Source organism: Streptomyces sp. NPDC090442 (genome assembly GCF_044769405.1).
GTDB lineage: Bacteria > Actinomycetota > Actinomycetes > Streptomycetales > Streptomycetaceae > Streptomyces.
Map to the genome: position 1 here is coordinate 63,967 of NZ_JBIVXW010000013.1, position 19,048 is coordinate 83,014.

The window sequence follows — 19,048 nt, forward strand, 5'->3', positions numbered from 1 at the left end:
CGCGGTCACCCTCCGGGGACGTGTCGTCCGCCGTCGCCACCGCGGTGATCTGCGAAGGTGGTCGGGGCCGTTCATCATGTGATGGGCCCACGATCGACCGGCCGCCGTGGAGTGGAGGTACGGATGCAGCGGACCGCCCCGGATCCGCAGCGGGAGCCGGAGCCGGCCCCGCCGGTGGGGATGCCGGTCCTCCCGGAGCTCGCCGCGCACCTCTCCGCCGCCGCCGACCGCACCGCCCCCGAACCTCCCGGTGGCTCCGCCTCGCTGCGCGCCGCCGCCTGCGGCTACTGGGAGCGCCGTGGCCTGCACACCCCTGACGACCGGGTGCTCGCCGGCCCGGGGGCGTCCGTTCTGCTGCTCGCCCTCTATGCCGCGGTGGACGGGGCGGTCTTGCTTCCGCGGCCGTGTTCGCCCTGGTACGCGCCGCCCGCCCGGTTGCTCGGGAGGACGGTCCACCTGGCGCCGGTGCCGGCCGAATCGGGCGGGCTGCCGGACCCGTTCGCGCTGTTGGAGACGGTGCGGCGGGCCCGGATGCACGGCGACACCCCGCGCGTTCTGGTGCTGTCCGTCGCCGACGACCCCACCGGCACCTGCCCGCCCCCGGAACAACTGCACGAGGTGTGCGAGGCGGCGGCCGAGGAGGGGCTGTGGGTGATCAGCGACGAGTCGCGCCGGGATCTGCTGCACGATCCGCACGACACCGTGGTGCTCAGCCCGGCCGAGATGCTGCCCGGTGAGGTCGTGGTGCTGACCGATCTGCGGGCCGCGTTGGTGCCCGCCTCCTGGCCGGCGGCGCTGGCCCGTTTTCCGGGCACTCGACGGGGTGCCGTCCTCCGGGACGCGGTGCTGCACACGCTCGCCCGGCTACGCACGCCGCTTCCGGGGCCGTTGGCGGGCGCGGTGACCCGGGCGCTCGGCGAATCCGGCGCCGTGCGGGAGCGGACCGCGGCCGCCGCCCGGGTATACGGGGCGCTCACCGGCGCGCTGTACCGCACGCTCACCACGGCCGGCGCTCTGTGCCGCCCGCCGCACGCGGGCAGCGTCCTCTATGCCGACCTCGAACCGCTGCGGCGCCCGTTGGCCGCGCGTGGCATCGCCGGATCGGCATCCCTGGAACGGGAGTTGGCGCCCTGGGCGGCCCGCGGTGGGCACCACTTCGAGGACGACCCGGATGCGTTGCGGGTGCGTCTGGGGGCGGATCCGCTGCTCGGTGTCGACGTGGACCAGCGGCAGCGCGTGCTGGATGCGGCGGATCCGTTGGAACTGCCGCACGTGCGGGACGGGTTGACTCGTTTGGCGGGGGTGCTGGCCGAGCTGGGTGGAGTGGTGGGCGGCGGCGGTGATCGGTCGGGGGTGGACGGGCCCGGCGGTACTCCGGAGGCGGGGACGGGCGCCGCGGGTGGGGGCTCGCGCGCGGAAGGGGGCGAGGAACGCTGAGCGGCCGGGCGCGGGGTGTCGGTGCGGCGGTGGTGGGGCGCCGGGCCGTCCCGCCCCTCGTTGCCGGCCGTAGGCGCTCCGATGCTCGACTCAAGGGAAGGCCCCCTACCCCCGTTCCTCCCCCTCTGCCTGCGCTGCTCCCGCTCCGCCCCGACTCACCCGCCCGCCCCGTGACTCCGGTTCCGCCCGGCCATCGAATGGAGTTCCTGGATGACCGAACAGACCGAGCGCTCTCTCGCGGGGCGCTCCCTCGACGAGCCGTCCCCTACCGATGCGTCCTGTCCCGAAGAGTCCCGTACCGAAGCGTCTCGTACCCCGTCTCGTGCCGAGCCGTCCCGGGCCGATTCGTCGCCGGCCGGGCCGTCCCGGACCGAGGGGCGCCCCGCCGTCGAGGAGCGTGAGAGCCCCAACGGCGGCCCCCGGAACGGTGAGAGGGGCGGTGAGGGGAGCGGTGAGGGGGACACCGAGCCGACCGGCCGCACCGCGACCGCACCGCTTCCGGGCACCGCACCGTGTCCGGACTCCGTTCCGCGTCCGGACGCCACCCCGCCCCCGTTGGCCGAGCCGCGTCCCCTGGCGGAGTCGCGCAGTTGGCCGCGTGACTTCACCGACCGGTTGACCGCGCCGCTGCCCGGTGTCCGGGCGTTGGCCCGGATTGCGCGGGAGGGCAAGCTCCGCCCGGTGCCCGAGACGCTCCGGCAGATCCAGCAACTGCCCTTCGAACCCGGGCCGTTGCCGGACGCCGGCTCCTCGACCATCGCGTTGACCTGGGCCGGGCACGCCAGTTGGGTCATCCGGATCGGCGGGCTGACCGTCCTCACCGACCCCGTCTGGTCCCGCAAGATCCTGGGGACGCCGGCGCGGGTCACGCCCGTAGGGGTCCGCTGGGAGGACCTGCCCCCGGTGGACGCCGTCGTCATCAGCCACAACCACTACGACCACCTGGACGCGCCGACGCTGAAGCGGTTGCCGCGCGACACCCCGTTGCTGCTCCCCGCGGGGTTGGCGCCCTGGGCCCGGCGGCGCAGGTTCACCCGGGTCACCGACCTGGACTGGTGGGAGGCGGTGGAACTGCCCGGCCCCGGCGGCCCGGTGCGGTTCGACTTCGTGCCCGCGCACCACTGGAGCAAACGGACGCTGACCGACACCTGCCGTTCCCTGTGGGGAGGTTGGGTGCTCACCGCGCCCGACGGGCGACGGATCCACTTCGCCGGGGACACCGGTTACGGCCACTGGTTCGAGGAGATCGGCCGCCGCTACCGGGACATCGACCTGACGCTGCTGCCCATCGGGGCGTACGACCCGCGCTGGATGCTGCGCCCGGTGCACACCGACCCGGAGGAGGCCGTCCGGGCCTGTCAGGACCTGGGTGCGCGGTATCTGGCGCCGATGCACTGGTCGACGTTCCTGCTCTCGGCCGAGCCGCCGTTGGAGCCGCTGCACCGCATCCGGGCCGCCTGGGCGGCCACCGGGCGTCCGACGTCGGACCTGTGGGACCTACCAGTGGGCGCGTCACGGGAGTTGGAGCCGAGGGCGCCGGAGTCGGGAGCAGCCGGGGCCAGGGCGGTCGAGTCGCGGTCGACGGGGGAGTCGGGAGCGGTAGAGCCGGCGGCGGTGGAGCCGCGGGTGGGGGAGGGGCGCTGAGGCAGCCGCCTCCCCAGTCCCAGCCGTCAGTCTCCGTCACTCCCGCCGGCCCGCCCAGCGCCCTCCCCCACAGGTGCCGGCCGGAGGCGGCGCCAGGCGGCCGGGGCGGCGGTGAAGAGGACAGTCAGGCCGATCGCCGCGGCCACGCCCTGCCAGGGTTCGCGGAACAGCGAACCGCCGAGCACACCGATCAGTTGGTACGTCGCCGCCCAGGCCAGGCAGGCCGGCAGGTCGCCGCGGGCGAACCGGCGGGGCGGCATCGCGGCGAGCAGGCAGGCCAGCATCACCGGGATCCGGCCGGCCGGTACCAGACGGGAGAGCACCAGTACCAGGACGCCGTGCTCCCGTAGTTGGCGCCGCGAGTGGGCCAGGCGCTCGGGTGTGGCGCGGTCCCGTAGGCGGGCCAGCCAGCGCGAGCCGTTGCGGGAGTCGAGGCCGCGCCGCCCGAGCCAGTACAGGCCCAGGTCCCCGAGGAACGCGGCGCAGGACGCGATCACGAAGACGAACAGCAGGGCCAGCGGCGAGCTGTGGTGGAAGGCGACCGCCGCGGCCGAGCTGACCACCGCGCCGGTGGGGACGACGGGCACCAGCGAGCCGAGCACCACCAGCAGGAACAGCGAGGGGTAGCCCACCGCCTGCTGGGTGGACTCCGGCGGGGCGTGGGTGATCACCTGGTGGAGGCCGTCGGCCAGTGTGGTGGTGGGTGTCATCGGGTGGTCCTCGGGCGTACCGACTCGCCGTGGTCGGGGCGGTGGACGGTCACATCCGGCGCGATCAGCGCGGCCTGTCGTGCGAACTCCCGGCCCGGCGCGTGGAATTCGTGCGGACGGACGGCGTCCAGGCCGATCGGCCAGTACGTGCCGTAGTGGATCGGGACGGCGCTGCACGGCGCCAGGAGAGCTGCTGCCTGCGCGGCCCGCCGGGCGTCCAGGTGGCCGGGGCCGAGGCACGGTCCCCAGCCGCCCACCGGGAGCAGCGCCACGTCGCACGGCCCGACCTCGTCCGGGAGCTCGGCGAACAGGCCGGTGTCGCCGGCGAAGTAGGTGCGGGCCGTGCCGTGGAGGACGTAGCCGAGGGCGGGGACGCGGTGCGGTCCGTACGGGAGCCGCCGGCCGTCGTGCGCCGCCGGCACCGCGCGGACGGTGGGGGCGAGGGGGCCCGGGGTGAGGCGGCACTCCTCGCCGGGGCGCAGCTCGGTGAGCGGCAGGCGGCGGGCCGCGGCGACCCGGCGCAGGCCCGGTACGGCGGCCGGTGCGCCGCGCGGCACGATCAGCCGGGTGCCGGGGGCGAGCCGGGCCAGCGAGGGCGGGTGCAGGTGGTCGGCGTGCAGGTGGGAGATCAGGACCGCGTCGGCCCGGGCCGCGGCGGGCGGCGGCAGCGCGCCCCGGCGGCGGCGCAGGTGGGCGAGGCGGGCGGCGAACAGCGGGTCGGTCAGCACCCGCACGCCGGCGTCCTCGATCGTCACCGTGGCATGTCCCCACCAGGTGATCTCCACCGCCATGTTCCGTCCGCCTTCCGGTCGGGTGGGGCGCCCGCGCCGGTCGCCGTGCCGGTTCCTCCGGGCCCCTTCCGCTGCCCTTCGATCCTCCCCCATCCGTATCGCCCCTCCGTACGGAGGGGCGGTGTCGGGGCTCCCCCGTTGCCGTGTCCCCGGGCGCACCGGTCCCAGGGGCCACCACCCTTCCGCGGTGGCCGCCCGCTTTGTGACAGCCGGCCGCTTTGATGACACCCTTGGCCGGAATGCCCGCCCGGCTGGTGCGGCGGGCCGGAGCGCAGAGGACGGGACGGCGTGCGGACCCCGCGGTGGAAGGCGCTCGGCGGCGCGCTGCTGAGGGTGCTGGCCGTCTGGGCGGTCTCCAGCCTGACCCTGCTGGTGCTGGCCGTCGTGCTGCCCGACTTCCGGCTCCAGGCCAGCGGCGGGGACAGTCTGACCCGGACCGCGGTGACCGCCGCGCTGGGCGCCGGCGCGTTCGGTCTGCTCAGCGCGCTGGTGTGGCCGCTGCTGGTGCGGGCGTTGCTGTTGGTGCCGGCGTTGGTGCTCGGGCTGTTGGTGTTCTTCCTCAACGGCTCGATGTTGCTGGTGGCGCTGAGCCTGATCCCGGCGGGGCGCGGGCAGACCACCCCGGAGACCGCGATGATCGTCGCCGCCGCGATGTCCGCGGCGTCCTCGGCGACCTCCACCTTCCTGGCGGTCCGCAACGACGAGGCGTACCGGCGCCGGCTGGTGCGACTGGCCGGCCGGCGGGGACGGCGGGCCGCCGCGGACCGCGTTCCGGCCACGCCGGGGACCGTCTTCGTTCAACTGGACGGCGTCGGCCACGACGTCCTCCTGGAGGCGACGAGCGGCGAGCGCCCCCTGATGGAGACCGTCGCCGGCTGGCTCCGCAGCAGCCACCGGGTCACCGAGTGGCACACCGACTGGTCCAGCCAGACCGGCGCCAGCCAACTCGCCATCCTGCACGGCAGCAACGAGGACCTGCCGGCGTTCCGCTGGTACGAGAAGGAGACCGGCGACCTCGTCGTCAGCAACCGGCCCAGCAGCGCCGCGGAGCTGCAGCGCCGGGCCGTCGCGCGCACCGGCGACGACGGGCTGCTGGCCCGGGACGGCGCCAGCCGCGGCAACCTCTTCAGCGGCGGCGCCGACCAGGTCGCCCTGGTCATGTCGGTGGCCGCCCGGCGCGACCGCCGCAACCGCTCCCGGGCCGGCTACTTCGCGTACTTCTCCGACCCGGCCAACGCCACCCGCACCGCGGTCTCCTTCGTCGCCGAGGTCCTCCGGGAGATCGGGCAGGCGCTGCGCAGCCGCTGCCGCCGCGAGCGGCCGCGGGTCAAGCGCGGCGGGCTGTACCCGGTGATCCGGGCCTTCGCGACCGTCGTGGAGCGGGACGTGGTGGTCGCCGCGGTGGCCGGCGACATGCTGGCCGGCCGCACCGCGGTCTACGCCGACCTCGTCGCCTACGACGAGGTGGCGCACCACTCGGGCCCCGGGCACCGCGACACCCACCAGGTGCTGCGCCGCCTGGACCGCTCCCTCGCGCTGCTCGCCAAGGCCGCCCGGCACGCGCCCCGCCCGTACCGCATCGTGCTGCTCTCCGACCACGGGCAGAGCCCCGGCGCGACCTTCCGGGACCGCTACGGGCTGACCCTGGGCGATCTGGTCCGCGCCGGCTGCGGGCTGCCGGTGCGGCGGCGGGCCGGCCGCACCCCCAGCGGCGCCGAGGCGCGGGAGGCGGCGCGGGCGGCGCTCGGCCGGCCCGAGGGGACCGCGGACGGGCACCGGCGCGGGGCGCAGCCCGTCGTGCTGGCCTCCGGCAACCTCGGCCTGGTGTCGTTCCCGGACGTCCCCCACCGGATGACCCGCGAGGAACTGGACCGCCGGCACCCGGCGCTGCTCGGCACCCTCGCCGGCCACCCGGGCATCGGCTTCGTGCTGGTCCGCTCGACCGCGGACGGCGCGGTGGTGCTGGGCCCGGAGGGCGGCGAGCACCACCTGGACACCGGACGGGTCGTCGGCGCCGACCCGTTGGCACCCTTCGGCCCCGGTGCGGTCGACGCGGTCCGCCGCACCGACCGCTTCCCGCACGTCGCCGACCTCATGATCAACTCCGCCTGCGATCCGGCGACCGGCGCGGTGCACGCCTTCGAGGAGCAGATCGGCTCGCACGGCGGCCTGGGCGGCCCGCAGAGCCGGCCGTTCCTGCTGTGGCCCGCGGAACTGACCCCGCCGGTGCCGGACGGGGCCCCGCTGGTCGGCGCCGAGCAGATCCACCGGGTACTGCGCCGCTGGCTGCGCGAGGCGGACGGCCCCGAAGTGCCCGTCGGCCCGCGCCCCCAACGGGTCGACCTGCCGCAACGGCCGCTCTGAGGGAAGCGGACGACCTGCGGTGAAGGGCCGGGCCGTCGAGGGTTTTTTCCGTGACACCCGCCCCCCGCGGGACAAAAGTCGGTGATTTTGCGGGGGCCCTCGGGTCACCGAACATGGCGTGTCCCGGCAATCCCGGGTGCACAGCACGATGAGAGGCCCACCACGCCATGCAAGACCGGCACACCCGCCGTTTCGGTCTGGGAACAGCCACCGCCCTGGTGATCGGGAACATCATCGGCGGCGGGATCTTCCTGCTGCCGGCCTCGGTCGCCCCCTTCGGCACCATCAGTCTGGTCGCCTTCGGCATCCTCACCCTGGGCGCGCTCTGCCTCGCCCTGGTCTTCGGCAAGCTGGCGCGGCGCCATCCGGACACCGGCGGGCCCTACATCTACGCCCGCGAGGCGTTCGGCGACTTCGCCGGCTTCCTCTCGGCCTGGTCGTACTGGACGATGTCCTGGGTCAGCAACGCCGCACTGGCGGTCGCCGCCGTCGGCTATGTGCACGTGCTCTTTCCCGGCCACGAGTCCCCGACCACGGACCTCATGGTGGCGCTGGCCGCGCTGTGGCTGCCGGCCCTCGCCAACTTCGCGGGTACCCGCTACGTCGGCGCGGTCCAACTGGTCTCCACGGTCCTGAAGTTCGTGCCGCTGCTGCTCATCGCGGTCGTCGGGCTGTTCTTCTTCGACCCGAAGAACATCGGGGCGTTCCACGCCGGCAGCGGCAGCATGCTGGGCGGGCTCTCCGCCTCCGCCGCGATGCTGCTCTACAGCTACCTGGGCGTGGAGTCGGCCACGATGAGCGCCGGCGAGGTCCGCAACCCCGAGCGCAACGTCGGCCGGGCCACCGTCCTGGGCACCCTCGGCGCCGCCGTGGTCTACCTGCTGGGCACCCTCTCGGTCTTCGGCTCCGTCCCGCACGACAAGCTGGTCCACTCCAAGGCGCCGTTCTCGGACGCGGTGAACGCGATGTTCGGCGGCCACTGGGGCGGTGCGGTCATCGCGGCCGCCGCGGTGATCTCCATACTCGGCGCGCTCAACGGCTGGACGCTGATGAGCGCCCAGTCCCCGTACGCCGCCGCCAAGGACGGCCTCTTCCCGGCGGTGTTCCTCAAGAAGCGGCGCGGGGTGCCGACCTTCGGCGTGCTGGCCGCCGCGGTGCTGGCCTCCGCCCTCACGGTGAACAACTACCTCGGTGGCGGCAGCGCCGGCGTCTTCGAGACCCTGGTGCTGATCACGACCTTCTCGGCCACCGTGCCCTACCTCCTCGCGGCCGCCGCGCAGATCTACTTCCTGTTCACCGACCGCCGCGACCGGGTCCGCCCCGGCCGCTTCGTCCGCGACCTGACCATCGCCCTGGCGGCCTTCGGCTTCACCTTCTGGCTGGTGGCCGGGGCCGGCTACCAGGCGATCTACCAGGGCGTGCTGTTCCTCTTCGCGGGCATCCTGGTCTACGCGCTGCTGGCGGCCCGCCGGGCGGGCCGCGGGCGCCGCTCGTCGGACGCGGCCGAGAGCGCAGCCGAGAAGGCGACCGCTGACGCCCCGGCGGAGCCGGTCGTCGCCACCACCGGCCCGGCCGCGAACTAGCCGCCCCGCCCGCCCCTCCGCCCCTGGCCGCACCCCTGCGACCAGGGGCATTACCTTGCGCGTAATCGACCCTCACCCTCCGCTCCGGCAGAGTCGAGGCATCGGTTCACGGGCCGGCGCACTCCGGCCCGTGGATCGGTGCCGATGCGGTGCTGACGTTCCGTCAGTCGCCGGTCGGTCGGATCCGGGCCTCGACGCGCGCCGGATCCGTACCGGATGTCACGACGGATACCACCAGGAGTTCGAGATGTCGCAGCAGGTGCAGCAGGGCGCTACCGGGCCGGCCATCGACCACGCGGCCGCCGCCGAGCGGTACTTCGAGGCGTGGAACGCCATCGAGGAGGGCGCCCGGGCCAAGGCCGTCACCGCGGCGTTCGCCGAGGGGGCCACCTACACCGACCCGCTGGTCGAGGTCGCCGGGCACGACGGGCTCGGGGCGGCGATCGCCGGGGCGCACCAGCGGTTCCCCGGCTTCGTGTTCCGGCCGCTGGGCGCGGTGGACGGCCACCACGACATCGCCCGGTTCGGCTGGGAGTTGGTCGCGCCGGACGGGTCGGCGCCGGTCGCCGGCTTCGACGTGGTGCGGCTGGCCGCGGACGGTCGGATCACCGCGGTGCTCGGCTTCCTGGACCGCGTCCCGGCGGCCTGAGCCGGCCTCACCCGGCCACCTCGCGCAGATAGGCGGCCGTTTCGGGGTCGGCGGGCAGGAACGCCTCCAGCGCCAGCTCCGAAACGGTCACGTCCATCGGCGTGTTGAAGGTGGCGATGGTGGAGAGGAAGGACAGCACCGTGCCGCGGTGCTCGATCACCAACGGCAGGGCGAACGGCGGGTGCTCGCCGGAGACGGCGCTCGCCCGGCCGCCGTCCGGCAGGGGATAGGCGCTGACCTCCTCGTGCAGCGCGCGCAGCGGGGCGGACCGCAACAGCGCCAGCTGTCGGTCGAGTTGGGCGAAGAGGTGCTCGCGCCACTCCAGGAAGTTGCGGATGCGGGGCGCCATGCCGCGCGGGTGGAGGGTGATCCGCATGGCGTTCATCGGCGGCCGCAGCAGCTCCGGATCGACGCCGTCCAGGAGCATCCCCATGCCCCGGTTGGCGGCCTGGACGTGGTAGGTGCCGTCGCACACCAGGGCGGGGTACGGATCGTAGCCGGCCAACAGGCGCTCCATGCCGGCCCGTAGGGCGGACATCGACGGGTCGTCCAACGGGGTCTCGGGGAAGGTGGGGGCGTAACCGGCCGCGATCAACAGGGCGTTGCGCTCCCGTACGGGGACATCGAGGTGCTCGGCCAGCCGCAGCACCATCTCCTGGCTGGGGCGGGCGCGGCCGGTCTCGATGAAGCTGATGTGGCGGGCGGAGGAGTCGGCGCGCAGCGCCAGTTCCAGTTGGCTGATCCGGCGCCGGTCGCGCCATTCCCGCAGCAGCGCGCCCACTCCCGTGGCTACCGGTGCGGACGCCGTGGCAGTCGTCATGACCGGGACGGTAGCCGAACGAGCGGCATTACCAACGGTAACTTCGAGGATCGGGCGGGTGCGCGGCCCCGGCGCGGGCCGCGGGCGGACGCGGAACCGCCGCAGCCGTGACAGGCTGGAAGGGCCGCCCCGGCGGCGGCGACCCGTACCCCGGCGGAAGGCGAGCGTGATGAGCGCACAGGTGGCACCACTCGACGCGTCGGAGATCCAGGACCGCCTCCTGGAGCTCCCCGACTGGACCGCCGACGGGGACCGGCTGCGCCGCAGTTACCGTTTCGACCGGCACTTCCAGGGCGCCGCGATGGTCGTCCACATCGCCCAGATCCAGGAGGAGTTGGGCCACCACGCCGAACTCACCCTCGGCTACAACCAACTGACCATCACGGTCAACACCCACAGCGTCGGCGGCCGGATCACCTACCTCGACTTCGGCCTGGCCCGCCGCATCGAGGAGGTCGCCGCCGGGCACGGCGCCCGCTGACCGGCCGCCCCGCCGGCCGCGTCAGCTCGGGCGGCGCGGCCGGACGACCCGCCCGGCCCGCGCCAACTCCACGTTGAACTGCGCCCCCGACAGCAGCGACAGGTTCGAGAACCACAGCCAGATCAGGAACACCACCGACCCCGCCAGCGACCCGTACAGCCGGTTGAAGGTGCCCACGTACGACGCGTAGAAGGCGAAGCCCGCCGACGACACCAGCCACAGCAGCACCGCCACCACGCCCCCCGGCACGGCCCGGCGCACCCCGCGGGAACTCGGCGGCCCGGACCGGAAGAGCACCATCGCCAACACCGTCGCCAACACCAGCAACAGCGGCCACTGCAAGATGTTCCACAGCGTCTCGCCCGTCTCTCCGAAGCTCAGCGCCCGCCCCAGCGCCGCCGCCACCGGCCCGCTCACCAGCAGCGCCACCGCGCTGCTGATCAGCAGCGCCATCAGCAGCAGCGCGGTCACCAGGATGCGCGGCGCCTTCCGCCACGGCGGCCGGTCGTCCTTCACCCGGTGCATCGCGTGCAACGCCCGCCGGAACACCGCCAGATAACTGCACGACGACCACAGCGCGCTGACCGCGGCGCCGCCCACCACCACCCATGCGGCGGCCCGTTGCTGCGCCATCACCACCAGCGCGTGCCGGACCGTCGCGCCCGACTCGGCCGGCGCGATCGAGCTCAGCCGATTGATCAACTGCTCGGTGCCGGCCGGATCGGCGAGCCCGATCAGCGAGATGGTGACGATCGCCGACGGCAGCAGCGCCAGCACCGAGTAGTACGTCAGGCTCGCCGCGTAGTCCGTCAGGTCGTCGTGCCAGACCGACAGCGGTGTGCGGCGCAGCGCCGTGCGGTACCGCTGCCAGGCCGTCCGACGGGCCGGCCGCTCCGGCCCGGTCCGCACCGGAGCGTCGGACGGCGCGGCCTCGGCCTCCGTGCCGGACCCCCGCCGCGCGACCCCCCGCATACCGCTCCCGCCCATGTCGTATCCGCCCTCAGTGCCGAACTGGCCCGGCATCGTCCCGGCCCTAGCCCCTGCATCATCCCCCGCGGCGGCGCCGACCCGCGACGAGTCGGGAGCCCAGCCGCCCGGCCGGCAACGGCGGGCCGCGGCATCAGCCCAGCGGCAGGGCCCGCCAGGGGGACGCCGGATCCTGCGTCAACACCCGGTGCAGGTGCACCGTCTCGGTGTACGCGGGCCCGAACCAGCCGTTGTCGAACGCCAACGCCCGCCCCAGTGCGTACCCCGCGGCGAACCCCTCCCACGAGCCATAGACCTCCCCGGCCCGGGCCGACACCCGCGTCACCGCCTGTTCGGCCTGCGGCGGTGCGCACAGCCGCGCGCCCAGCCCCCAGCGGACCAGGCCGACCGCGTGCGCCAGGTCCAGCGCCACTACGGACCCCACCCGGCCGTCCGCCGGCAGCAGCCCGTCCGCCCGGAACCGCTCCTCGTACCGGCCCACCAACTCCGGTACCGCGGGCGCCTCCCCGCCGTCCGCCGGTCCGCCCCCGTCGGCTCCCGCGGACCGGGCGCGCAACGCCGCCTCCGCCTCCGCCGGCACGAACGCCCCGCCCAACATCTGCTCGAACCGCTGCTGCCAGCTCACCGGATCCGTCACCGACCACTGCGCGCGCAGCGTCTCCGCGTCCGCCGCGTAGTCCAGGAACGCGGTCCCCAGCTCGTTCCACGGCACGCTGTGGTGCACCGCCAGCGGCGCCCCGCAGGCCAGCCCCTGCGCCAACGGGCCGTGCAGCGGCCCGCCGTAGTGCGTCACCAACAAGCCGCCGGGCCGCGCCCCGAGCTGCGCCCTGGTCTGCATCCAACGGCCGCGGTGCGCGGGCGTCGCGCGCAGGTACGCGGCGAACGGGGTGCCCGGATTGACCGCCAACTGCCACTTGTCATTGGGCCAGTCCTGGGCGAGCTCCTCGACCGTCACCCGGTCGAAAAACCGCTGCGGCTCCCACGCCGGCAGCATGCCGCGCGTCAGTACGGGAATGCACTTACCGGCCGCCATCGGATCGTCGTAGACGGGCAGCGGGTCCTGACCCTGTTGCGGGACCGCCAGATACAGGTCCTCGCCGGCGATCGCCGCTATCTGACCGCCCTCGTCCCCACGTGCCGTCGCTTCGTACAGCCGCCGCTCGGTCTCCGTCGGCGGCATCCATCCCGGAGTACCCACAGGCCAAGACCCTACGGTGGCCCCGACCCCGACCGTCACCAGGGGCGGTGGACGGGCCCACCGGACCGGCCCGCCGCTTGCCGGGGCCCACCCCGTACCGGAGGCTCAATCCCATGAGCAGTCACGACCGCCCCGCGCCCGGGCAGCACGCCAGCGACCACAGTGGCGCCACCCTCGACTGGGAGGTGCTCGGCCCGTACCTCGAACGGGGCGCCGAGATCCAGGCCCCGCTCCACGAACAGGTCGCCGCCTGGCTGCGCGAGCTGCTCTCCACCACCGGGCCTGACGATGGGTCAGCCGCGGGCGGCGCGCCGACCCGGGCCGTGACCGTGCGGCGGGTCCTCGACGTCGGCAGCGGCCCGGGGGTCGTGAGCTGCCTGCTGGCCCGGGCCTTCCCGGACGCCGAGGTGTGCGCGGTGGACGCCACCGAGGCGCTGTTGGCCCGCGCCCGGGCCCGCGCCGAACGGCTCGGCCTGGCCGACCGGATCCACACCCACTGCGCGGAGGTCCCGCACGGCCTCGACCCGCTGGGCGGCGCCGACCTCATCTGGTCGAGCAAGGCGCTGCACCACGTCGGGGACCAACGCGCCGCGGTGGCCGCCCTCGCCGGCCATCTGCGCCCCGGCGGCCTGCTGGCGATCGCCGAGGGCGGCCTCGCCCCGCGCTTCCTCCCCCGCGACCTCGGCATCGGCCGCCCGGGGCTCCAGGCCCGACTGGACGCGGCCGCCGAGGACTGGTTCACCGAGATGCGGGCGGCGCTGCCCGACGCCACCGACACCCTGGAGGACTGGCCCGCCTTCCTGGCCAACGCCGGGCTGCGCACCCCGAGCACCCGCAGTTTCCTGCTGGACCTGCCGGCCCCGCTCCCCGATGACGCCCGCCGCCAGCTCCAGGCCACCCTCGGCCGCGCCGTCGAGAGCTACAGCGACCGGCTGGACCCGGACGACCTCAGCACTCTCACCCGCCTCACTGACCCCTACGACCCCGCCGGCGTCACCCGCCGCCCGGACGTCTTCCTGCTCTCCGCCCAAACGGTGCACACCGCCCGCGCACCGGAGCAGTGAGCCGGCGCCCGACCGCTGGACTGCCTCAACCGGGCCGGGCCGTCGCCTCCTTGACGCACGGTGTCCCCGACTCGCCGCTCACTCCCCGGACTTGGGGTGGATCACCGCGAAGACCGCACCCTGCGGGTCGGCCAGCACCGCGATCCGGCCGGCGAACATGTCGAACGGTTCCAGGACCACCCCGCCGCCGGCCTTGTCGGTCTTGGCGACCGCCGCGTCGGCGTCCGCCACCGCGAAGTACGTCAGCCAGTGCGAGGGCGTATCGGCCGGCAGATGCTCCGGCATCGGCTGCATGCCGCCCACGGGGTGGCCCGCGACCTGGAGCGTGTCGTAGTGCTCGACGCCCTCCGCCGCCGCGGCCTCGATGCCGAAGGCGGCCCGGTAGAAGGCGGAGGCGGCGGACCGGTCGGTGGTGTTGAGCTCGTTCCAGATCAGCGCGCCGGGTTCGTTGACGGCGCCCGCGCCCCGGAAGTCGACCGGCTGCCAGGCGCCGAAGACCGCCCCCGTCGGGTCGGCGGCGATAAACATCCGGCCCAGCGTCATCACGTCCATCACCGGCATCAGGACGGTGCCGCCGGCGGACTCCACCGACCGTTGGGCGGCCTCCGCGTCGGCGCAGGAGAGATAGGTGGTCCAGACCGTCGGCGGGGCGGGCTGGTCGCCCATCGCGATCGCCGCCATGATGCCGGCCACCGGTTTCCCGTGCAGTTGGCAGACCGCATAGCCGCCGACCTCGGGTGGGCCGACCTCGCCGGTCCAGCCGAGGAGGTCGCAGTAGAAGTCGATGGCGGCTTGTTGGTCGGGGGCGGAGAGGTCGACCCAACAGGGCGTCCCGGGCGGGTAGGGAGTGGTGACGTCGGACATCGGTGGCCTCCTGGGGCGGAGTGGTGGCTGCTGCCCCGCGGCGGCCGTCCGTGACGGCCGGCACCGCCGGGGCCGCCTCCCTCTCCACGTTTCCCGCCGCCCGCCGAACCCGCCACTCGGGGATGCCGTACCCCTTGTGCGCCGGCGCAACGCCCCACGGTGACGCGCCCATTACGCAGCGGCGCCGCCCGCCCCGGACGGGACGGACGGCGCCGCACGCGGAACCGCCCGTGGGCCGGCGTCCTGCCGGGCCAGCGGGCCGATGCGCCGCTCTCAGACCACGTCGAAGGTGGCCGGGTCGGGGCCGAGGCGGGTGCCGGAGTCCAGGCCGGCCAGCGCCGCCAGGTCGGCGTCGTCCAGCTCGAAGCCGAAGACGTCGAAGTTCTCCCGGATCCGCGAGGGGGTGGCGGACTTGGGGATGACCACGTTGCCGAGCTGGAGGTGCCAGCGCAGGACCACCTGGGCCGGGGTCTTGCCGTGCTTCTCGGCCAGCCTGGCGACCGTCGCGTCGGTCAGCAGGCCCTTGCCCTGGCCCAGCGGCGACCAGGCTTCGGTCGCGATGCCGTGCTTGGCGTGGAAGGCGCGGGACTCGGCCTGCTGGAGCTGCGGGTGCAGCTCGATCTGGTTGACCGCCGGGACGATGGAGGTCTCGCCGAGCAGCCGCTCCAGGTGGGCGGGGAGGAAGTTGGAGACGCCGATGGCCTTGGCGCGGCCGTCGGCGTAGATCTTCTCGAACGCCTTGTAGGTGTCGACGTACGTGTCACGGGACGGCAGCGGCCAGTGGATCAGGTACAGGTCGACGTACTCCAGGCCCAGCTTGTCGAGCGAGGCGTCGAAGGCGCGGAGGGTGGAGTCGTAGCCCTGCTCGGAGTTCCACAGCTTGGTGGTGACGAAGAGCTCCTCGCGGGCGATGCCGGAGGCGGCGAGCGCCTTGCCGGTGCCCGCTTCGTTGCCGTAGATCGCGGCGGTGTCGATGCTGCGGTACCCGGCCTCCAGGGCGTGGCCGACGGCGGTGAACGCCTCCTCATCGGGGATCTGCCAGACGCCGTAACCGAGCTGGGGCATCGTGACGTCGTTGTTGAGCGTGATGGACGGAACCGTGCTCACGGGGAATTCGATCCTTACGTCGGCGGTGCTTGTTCCCTGCCGACAACGATCATCCGTCGCCGGACATTCCCGCGTACGCCGACGAAATTCGCCCGCCGCACCCCGCCTCTCACGCCCGGTAGAGCGCGTCCACCTCCGCCGCGTACGCGGCCTCGATCGCCTTGCGCTTGAGCTTCAGCGACGGCGTCAGCAGGCCCTGCTCCTCGCTGAACTGGTTGGCCAGTATCCGGAACGTGCGGATCGACTCGGCCTGCGAGACCAGGGTGTTCGCCGCGACCACCGCCCGCCGGATCTCGGTCTCCAGGTCGGGGTCGCGCACCAGGTCGCGCGGCGCCATCTCCGGCTTGCCGCGCATCGTCAGCCAGTGCGCCACCGCCTCCGGGTCCAGGGTGATCAGCGCCGAGATGAACGGCCGGTCGTTGCCGAGGACGATGCACTGGGCGACCAACGGGTGGGCCCGCACCCGCTCCTCCAACGGCACCGGCGAGACCGACTTGCCGCCCGAGGTGACCAGGATCTCCTTCTTCCGGCCGGTGATCGTCAAGTAGCCGTCCTCGTCCAGGGTGCCGAGGTCCCCGGTGGCGAACCAGCCGTCGTGCAGCACCGCGTCGGTCGCCTTGACGTTGTTGTGGTAGCCCTGGAAGACCTGGCCCCCGTGGAGCCAGATCTCGCCGTCCTCGGCGATGTGGACGGTGGTGCCGGGGACCGGCGTGCCCACGGTGCCGAAGCGGGTCCGCTCGGGCGGGTTGGCGGTGGCCGCCGCGGTGCTCTCCGTCAGGCCGTAGCCCTCGAAGATCCGGACGCCGGCGCCGGCGAAGAACAGGCCCAGTTGGCGCTCCATCGCCGAGCCGCCGGACATCGCGTGCCGCACCCGGCCGCCCAGCGCCTCGCGGACCTTGCTGTAGACCAGCTTGTCGAAGAGCTGGTGCTGCATCCGCAGCGCGGCGCCGGGACCGGGGCCGGTGCCGAACGCCTTGTGTTCCAGCGCCTCCGCGTGCCGGACCGCGACCTGGACGGCCTTGTCGAACGGGCCCTCCTTGCCCTCGACCTCGGCCTTGCGGCGGGCCGCCGCGAAGACCTTCTCGAAGATGTACGGCACCGCGAGGACGAAGGTGGGGCGGAACGCCTGGAGGTCCGGCAGCAGCGCGCGGGCCGACAACTCGGGCTGGTGGCCCAGCTTGACCCGGCCGCGGACCGCCGCGACCTGCACCATCCGCCCGAAGACGTGGGCCAGCGGCAGGAAGAGCAGGGTCGCCGCCTCGTCGCCGGGTTTGGAGCGGAAGACCTTGTCGTAGCGCTGCACGATGTTGTCGGCCTCGGCCATGAAGTTGGCGTGCGTGATCACGCAGCCCTTGGGGCGGCCGGTGGTGCCCGAGGTGTAGATGAGCGTCGCGACGGCTTCCGGGGTGATCGCCATCCGGTGCCGGTGCACCACCTCGTCGTCGATGTGCGCGCCGGCCGCGGTCAGTTCGGCGACCGGGTCGGCGTCCAACTGCCACAGCTTCCGCAGTTGGGGGAGCTTGCCGACGACCGAGCCGACGGTCATCGCGTGGTCCTCGTGCTCCACCAGGCAGGCCGAGACGTCCGCGTTGTGCAGCATCCAGAAGACCTGCTCCGCCGACGAGGTCGGGTAGAGGGGCACGGACTGGGCGCCGATGGACCACAGCGCATAGTCGAACAGGGTCCACTCATAACGGGTGCGGGACATGATGCCGACCCGGTCGCCGAACCGGATGCCCTGCGCGAGCAGGCCCTTGGCGAGCCCGATGACCTGGTCCCGGAACTGTCCGGCGGAGACGTCCTGCCACTGCCCGGCGGCGTCCTTAACGGCGAGCGCGGTCCGTCCGGGGTCGGAGTCCGCGTTGTCGTAGACCGAGTCGGCCAGCCCGCCGACCCGGGGCGCGGTCGCCAACGGTGGGACGGTGAACTCGCGCAATGACCCAGCTCCTCGTGGTGCTTCTCACAAGGCCGCGACCGTACCCCACGGGAACGGCGGGTGGGAGTGCGCTACCACGCCGGGCCGGCGGGGGAGTGCGAACTGGCCAGGTGGGGAAATCGGGTTACTTGGGGTAACGCTGGACATTATCCGGCCGTCCCGCCGCTCCGCGAACACGGCGCCGGGACCGGATCTGCACCGAATCTCTGCATCTTTTGCGACGTTGAACCATGTCGGAGGCGTATTCCGGCGGACTGCGGCGATCTGCGGCAGCTTCCCGGGAGTTCCCGCGGCGGCCTGACCGACCGCCGGCGGCCCGTGGCACGCCCCGGAGCGGTGCGACGGATTCCGCCGCCCGCGGCCGCGCCCCTACGGGAGGTGCAGCCGGTCGCCGCCCGCCAGGACCGCCTCCGCCAGCGCCTCCGCCGGGCCGCGCGCCGCCCCCACCCGCCGCCCGTGCAGCAGGACGAAGTCCACCCCGCCCAACTCCGGCAGCCCGGCCCGGGACGGTATCCGCACCAGGCCCGGCGGGATCAGCCCCCGGGTGTGCGCCATCACCCCCAACCCCGCCCGGGTCGCCGCGATCAGCCCGTTGAGGCTTCCGCTGGTGCAGACGATCCGCCACTGCCGGCCCTGCTCCTCCAGCGCCTCCAGCGCCCGCGCCCGGGTCACCGCCGGCGGCGGGAAGACCACCAACGGGACCGGCCGTTGCGGATCCAGCCGCAGCCGCTCGCCGCCCACCCACACCAGCCGGTCCCGCCACACCAGTTGGCCCCGTGGCTCCTCCGGGCGCCGCTTGGCCAGCACGAGGTCGAGCCGGCCGGCCGCCAGCAGTTCGTGCAGCGTGCCGGACAGCTCCACGGTCAGTTCCAGATCGACCTCCGGATGGTCCCGCCGGAACCCCTCCAGGACCTCCGGCAGGCGCGTCAGCACGAAGTCCTCGGACGCGCCGAAGCGCAGCCGCCCCCGCAGCCGGGTCCCGGCGAAGAAGCCGGCCGCCCGCTCGTTGGCCTCCAAGATGGTGCGCGCGAAGCCCAGCATCGCCTCGCCGTCCTCGGTGAGGTCCACGGCGTGGGTGTCCCGCACGAACAGCCGCCGCCCGGCGGCCTCTTCCAGCCGCCGCACGTGCTGGCTCACCGTCGACTGGCGCAGCCCCAGCCGGTGCGCGGCCTGCGTGAAGCTCAGCGTCTGCGCCACCGCGAGGAAGGTGCGCAACTGCACCGGGTCGAACATCGGGCGTCCCACCTGCTCCACCATCGGCTCCGCTCCCCCCTCGGTATCCGCGACTGCTATCGCGATCCATGATGACAGTCACCACAGTAAGAGGGGTTCCCGATCGCCGCCCCGCCCGGCAGGCTGGGGAGGGCACCGTCCATGCCACCGCCCGTGAGCCGTCGACCCCGAAGAGAGACC

Annotated in this window: 16 protein-coding genes; 7 read left to right on the forward strand and 9 right to left on the reverse strand. The window is 74.0% G+C overall.

Going from position 1 to position 19,048, the window contains the following annotated elements; genetic code table 11:
- The first annotated feature begins 123 nt into the window (after nt 1-123).
- Together ACIQU6_RS12115 and ACIQU6_RS12120 are read left to right on the forward strand one after the other, a co-directional pair.
- On the forward strand, nt 124-1,437 hold the full coding sequence (locus ACIQU6_RS12115) for an aminotransferase class I/II-fold pyridoxal phosphate-dependent enzyme (RefSeq protein ID WP_403481518.1): 1,314 nt from the start codon (nt 124-126) through the stop codon (nt 1,435-1,437).
- A 555-nt stretch (nt 1,438-1,992) separates the two neighbouring features.
- Nucleotides 1,993-3,081 carry an MBL fold metallo-hydrolase gene (locus ACIQU6_RS12120; protein WP_403481590.1) on the forward strand — a complete coding sequence of 363 codons (1,089 nt, stop codon included), beginning with the start codon at nt 1,993-1,995 and terminating at the stop codon, nt 3,079-3,081.
- 26 nt (nt 3,082-3,107) lie between these two features.
- Here the strand turns inward: ACIQU6_RS12120 and ACIQU6_RS12125 are convergent, their stop codons facing one another.
- Together ACIQU6_RS12125 and ACIQU6_RS12130 are read right to left on the reverse strand one after the other, a co-directional pair.
- Entirely contained in the window at nt 3,108-3,791 is a 684-nt protein-coding gene (locus ACIQU6_RS12125) for a DedA family protein (RefSeq protein WP_403481519.1), read from the reverse strand.
- Nucleotides 3,788-4,582, reverse strand: coding sequence for an MBL fold metallo-hydrolase (locus tag ACIQU6_RS12130; RefSeq protein WP_403481520.1), 795 nt, complete (start codon nt 4,580-4,582; stop codon nt 3,788-3,790). The genes ACIQU6_RS12125 and ACIQU6_RS12130 overlap by 4 nt, the downstream gene beginning before the upstream one ends.
- 288 nt (nt 4,583-4,870) lie before the next feature.
- On the opposite strand from ACIQU6_RS12130, the gene ACIQU6_RS12135 reads away from it, so the two are divergent.
- From ACIQU6_RS12135 to ACIQU6_RS12145, 3 genes are all read left to right on the forward strand, one after another.
- The gene (locus ACIQU6_RS12135) at nt 4,871-6,946 is read left to right on the forward strand and encodes a phage holin family protein (protein ID WP_403481521.1); all 2,076 of its coding nucleotides are present in this window, start codon (nt 4,871-4,873) and stop codon (nt 6,944-6,946) included.
- 167 nt (nt 6,947-7,113) lie between these two features.
- Complete coding sequence (locus ACIQU6_RS12140) at nt 7,114-8,529, forward strand: amino acid permease (RefSeq protein ID WP_403481522.1); 1,416 nt, start codon at nt 7,114-7,116, stop codon at nt 8,527-8,529.
- A 247-nt stretch (nt 8,530-8,776) separates the two neighbouring features.
- On the forward strand, nt 8,777-9,178 hold the full coding sequence (locus ACIQU6_RS12145) for a nuclear transport factor 2 family protein (protein WP_403481523.1): 402 nt from the start codon (nt 8,777-8,779) through the stop codon (nt 9,176-9,178).
- A 7-nt stretch (nt 9,179-9,185) separates the two neighbouring features.
- Here the strand turns inward: ACIQU6_RS12145 and ACIQU6_RS12150 are convergent, their stop codons facing one another.
- Nucleotides 9,186-9,998: a helix-turn-helix domain-containing protein gene (locus ACIQU6_RS12150; RefSeq protein ID WP_403481524.1), complete on the reverse strand. Its 813-nt coding sequence runs from the start codon at nt 9,996-9,998 to the stop codon at nt 9,186-9,188.
- A gap of 169 nt (nt 9,999-10,167) precedes the next feature.
- Between ACIQU6_RS12150 and ACIQU6_RS12155 the strand changes: the two genes are divergently transcribed.
- Nucleotides 10,168-10,479 (forward strand): 4a-hydroxytetrahydrobiopterin dehydratase, encoded by a 312-nt coding sequence (locus ACIQU6_RS12155; protein WP_403481525.1) that lies wholly within the window; start codon nt 10,168-10,170, stop codon nt 10,477-10,479.
- A 21-nt stretch (nt 10,480-10,500) separates the two neighbouring features.
- On the opposite strand, the gene ACIQU6_RS12160 is transcribed toward ACIQU6_RS12155, so the two are convergent.
- Both ACIQU6_RS12160 and ACIQU6_RS12165 read right to left on the reverse strand, forming a co-directional pair.
- Entirely contained in the window at nt 10,501-11,466 is a 966-nt protein-coding gene (locus ACIQU6_RS12160; protein ID WP_403481591.1) for a YihY/virulence factor BrkB family protein, read from the reverse strand.
- Between the two features lie 133 nt (nt 11,467-11,599).
- Nucleotides 11,600-12,646 carry a DUF1266 domain-containing protein gene (locus tag ACIQU6_RS12165; protein WP_403481526.1) on the reverse strand — a complete coding sequence of 349 codons (1,047 nt, stop codon included), beginning with the start codon at nt 12,644-12,646 and terminating at the stop codon, nt 11,600-11,602.
- A 131-nt stretch (nt 12,647-12,777) separates the two neighbouring features.
- On the opposite strand from ACIQU6_RS12165, the gene ACIQU6_RS12170 reads away from it, so the two are divergent.
- Nucleotides 12,778-13,728: a class I SAM-dependent methyltransferase gene (locus tag ACIQU6_RS12170; RefSeq protein ID WP_403481527.1), complete on the forward strand. Its 951-nt coding sequence runs from the start codon at nt 12,778-12,780 to the stop codon at nt 13,726-13,728.
- Between the two features lie 78 nt (nt 13,729-13,806).
- Here the strand turns inward: ACIQU6_RS12170 and ACIQU6_RS12175 are convergent, their stop codons facing one another.
- From ACIQU6_RS12175 to ACIQU6_RS12190, 4 genes are all read right to left on the reverse strand, one after another.
- A complete protein-coding gene (locus ACIQU6_RS12175) occupies nt 13,807-14,592 on the reverse strand; it encodes a VOC family protein (protein WP_403481528.1) in 786 nt (261 codons plus the stop codon).
- A 273-nt stretch (nt 14,593-14,865) separates the two neighbouring features.
- Nucleotides 14,866-15,699, reverse strand: coding sequence for an aldo/keto reductase (locus tag ACIQU6_RS12180; protein ID WP_403481529.1), 834 nt, complete (start codon nt 15,697-15,699; stop codon nt 14,866-14,868).
- 109 nt (nt 15,700-15,808) lie between these two features.
- Complete coding sequence (locus ACIQU6_RS12185; protein WP_403481530.1) at nt 15,809-17,635, reverse strand: AMP-dependent synthetase/ligase; 1,827 nt, start codon at nt 17,633-17,635, stop codon at nt 15,809-15,811.
- A 369-nt stretch (nt 17,636-18,004) separates the two neighbouring features.
- Complete coding sequence (locus ACIQU6_RS12190) at nt 18,005-18,868, reverse strand: LysR family transcriptional regulator (RefSeq protein WP_403481592.1); 864 nt, start codon at nt 18,866-18,868, stop codon at nt 18,005-18,007.
- Between the last annotated feature and the right edge of the window lie 180 nt (nt 18,869-19,048).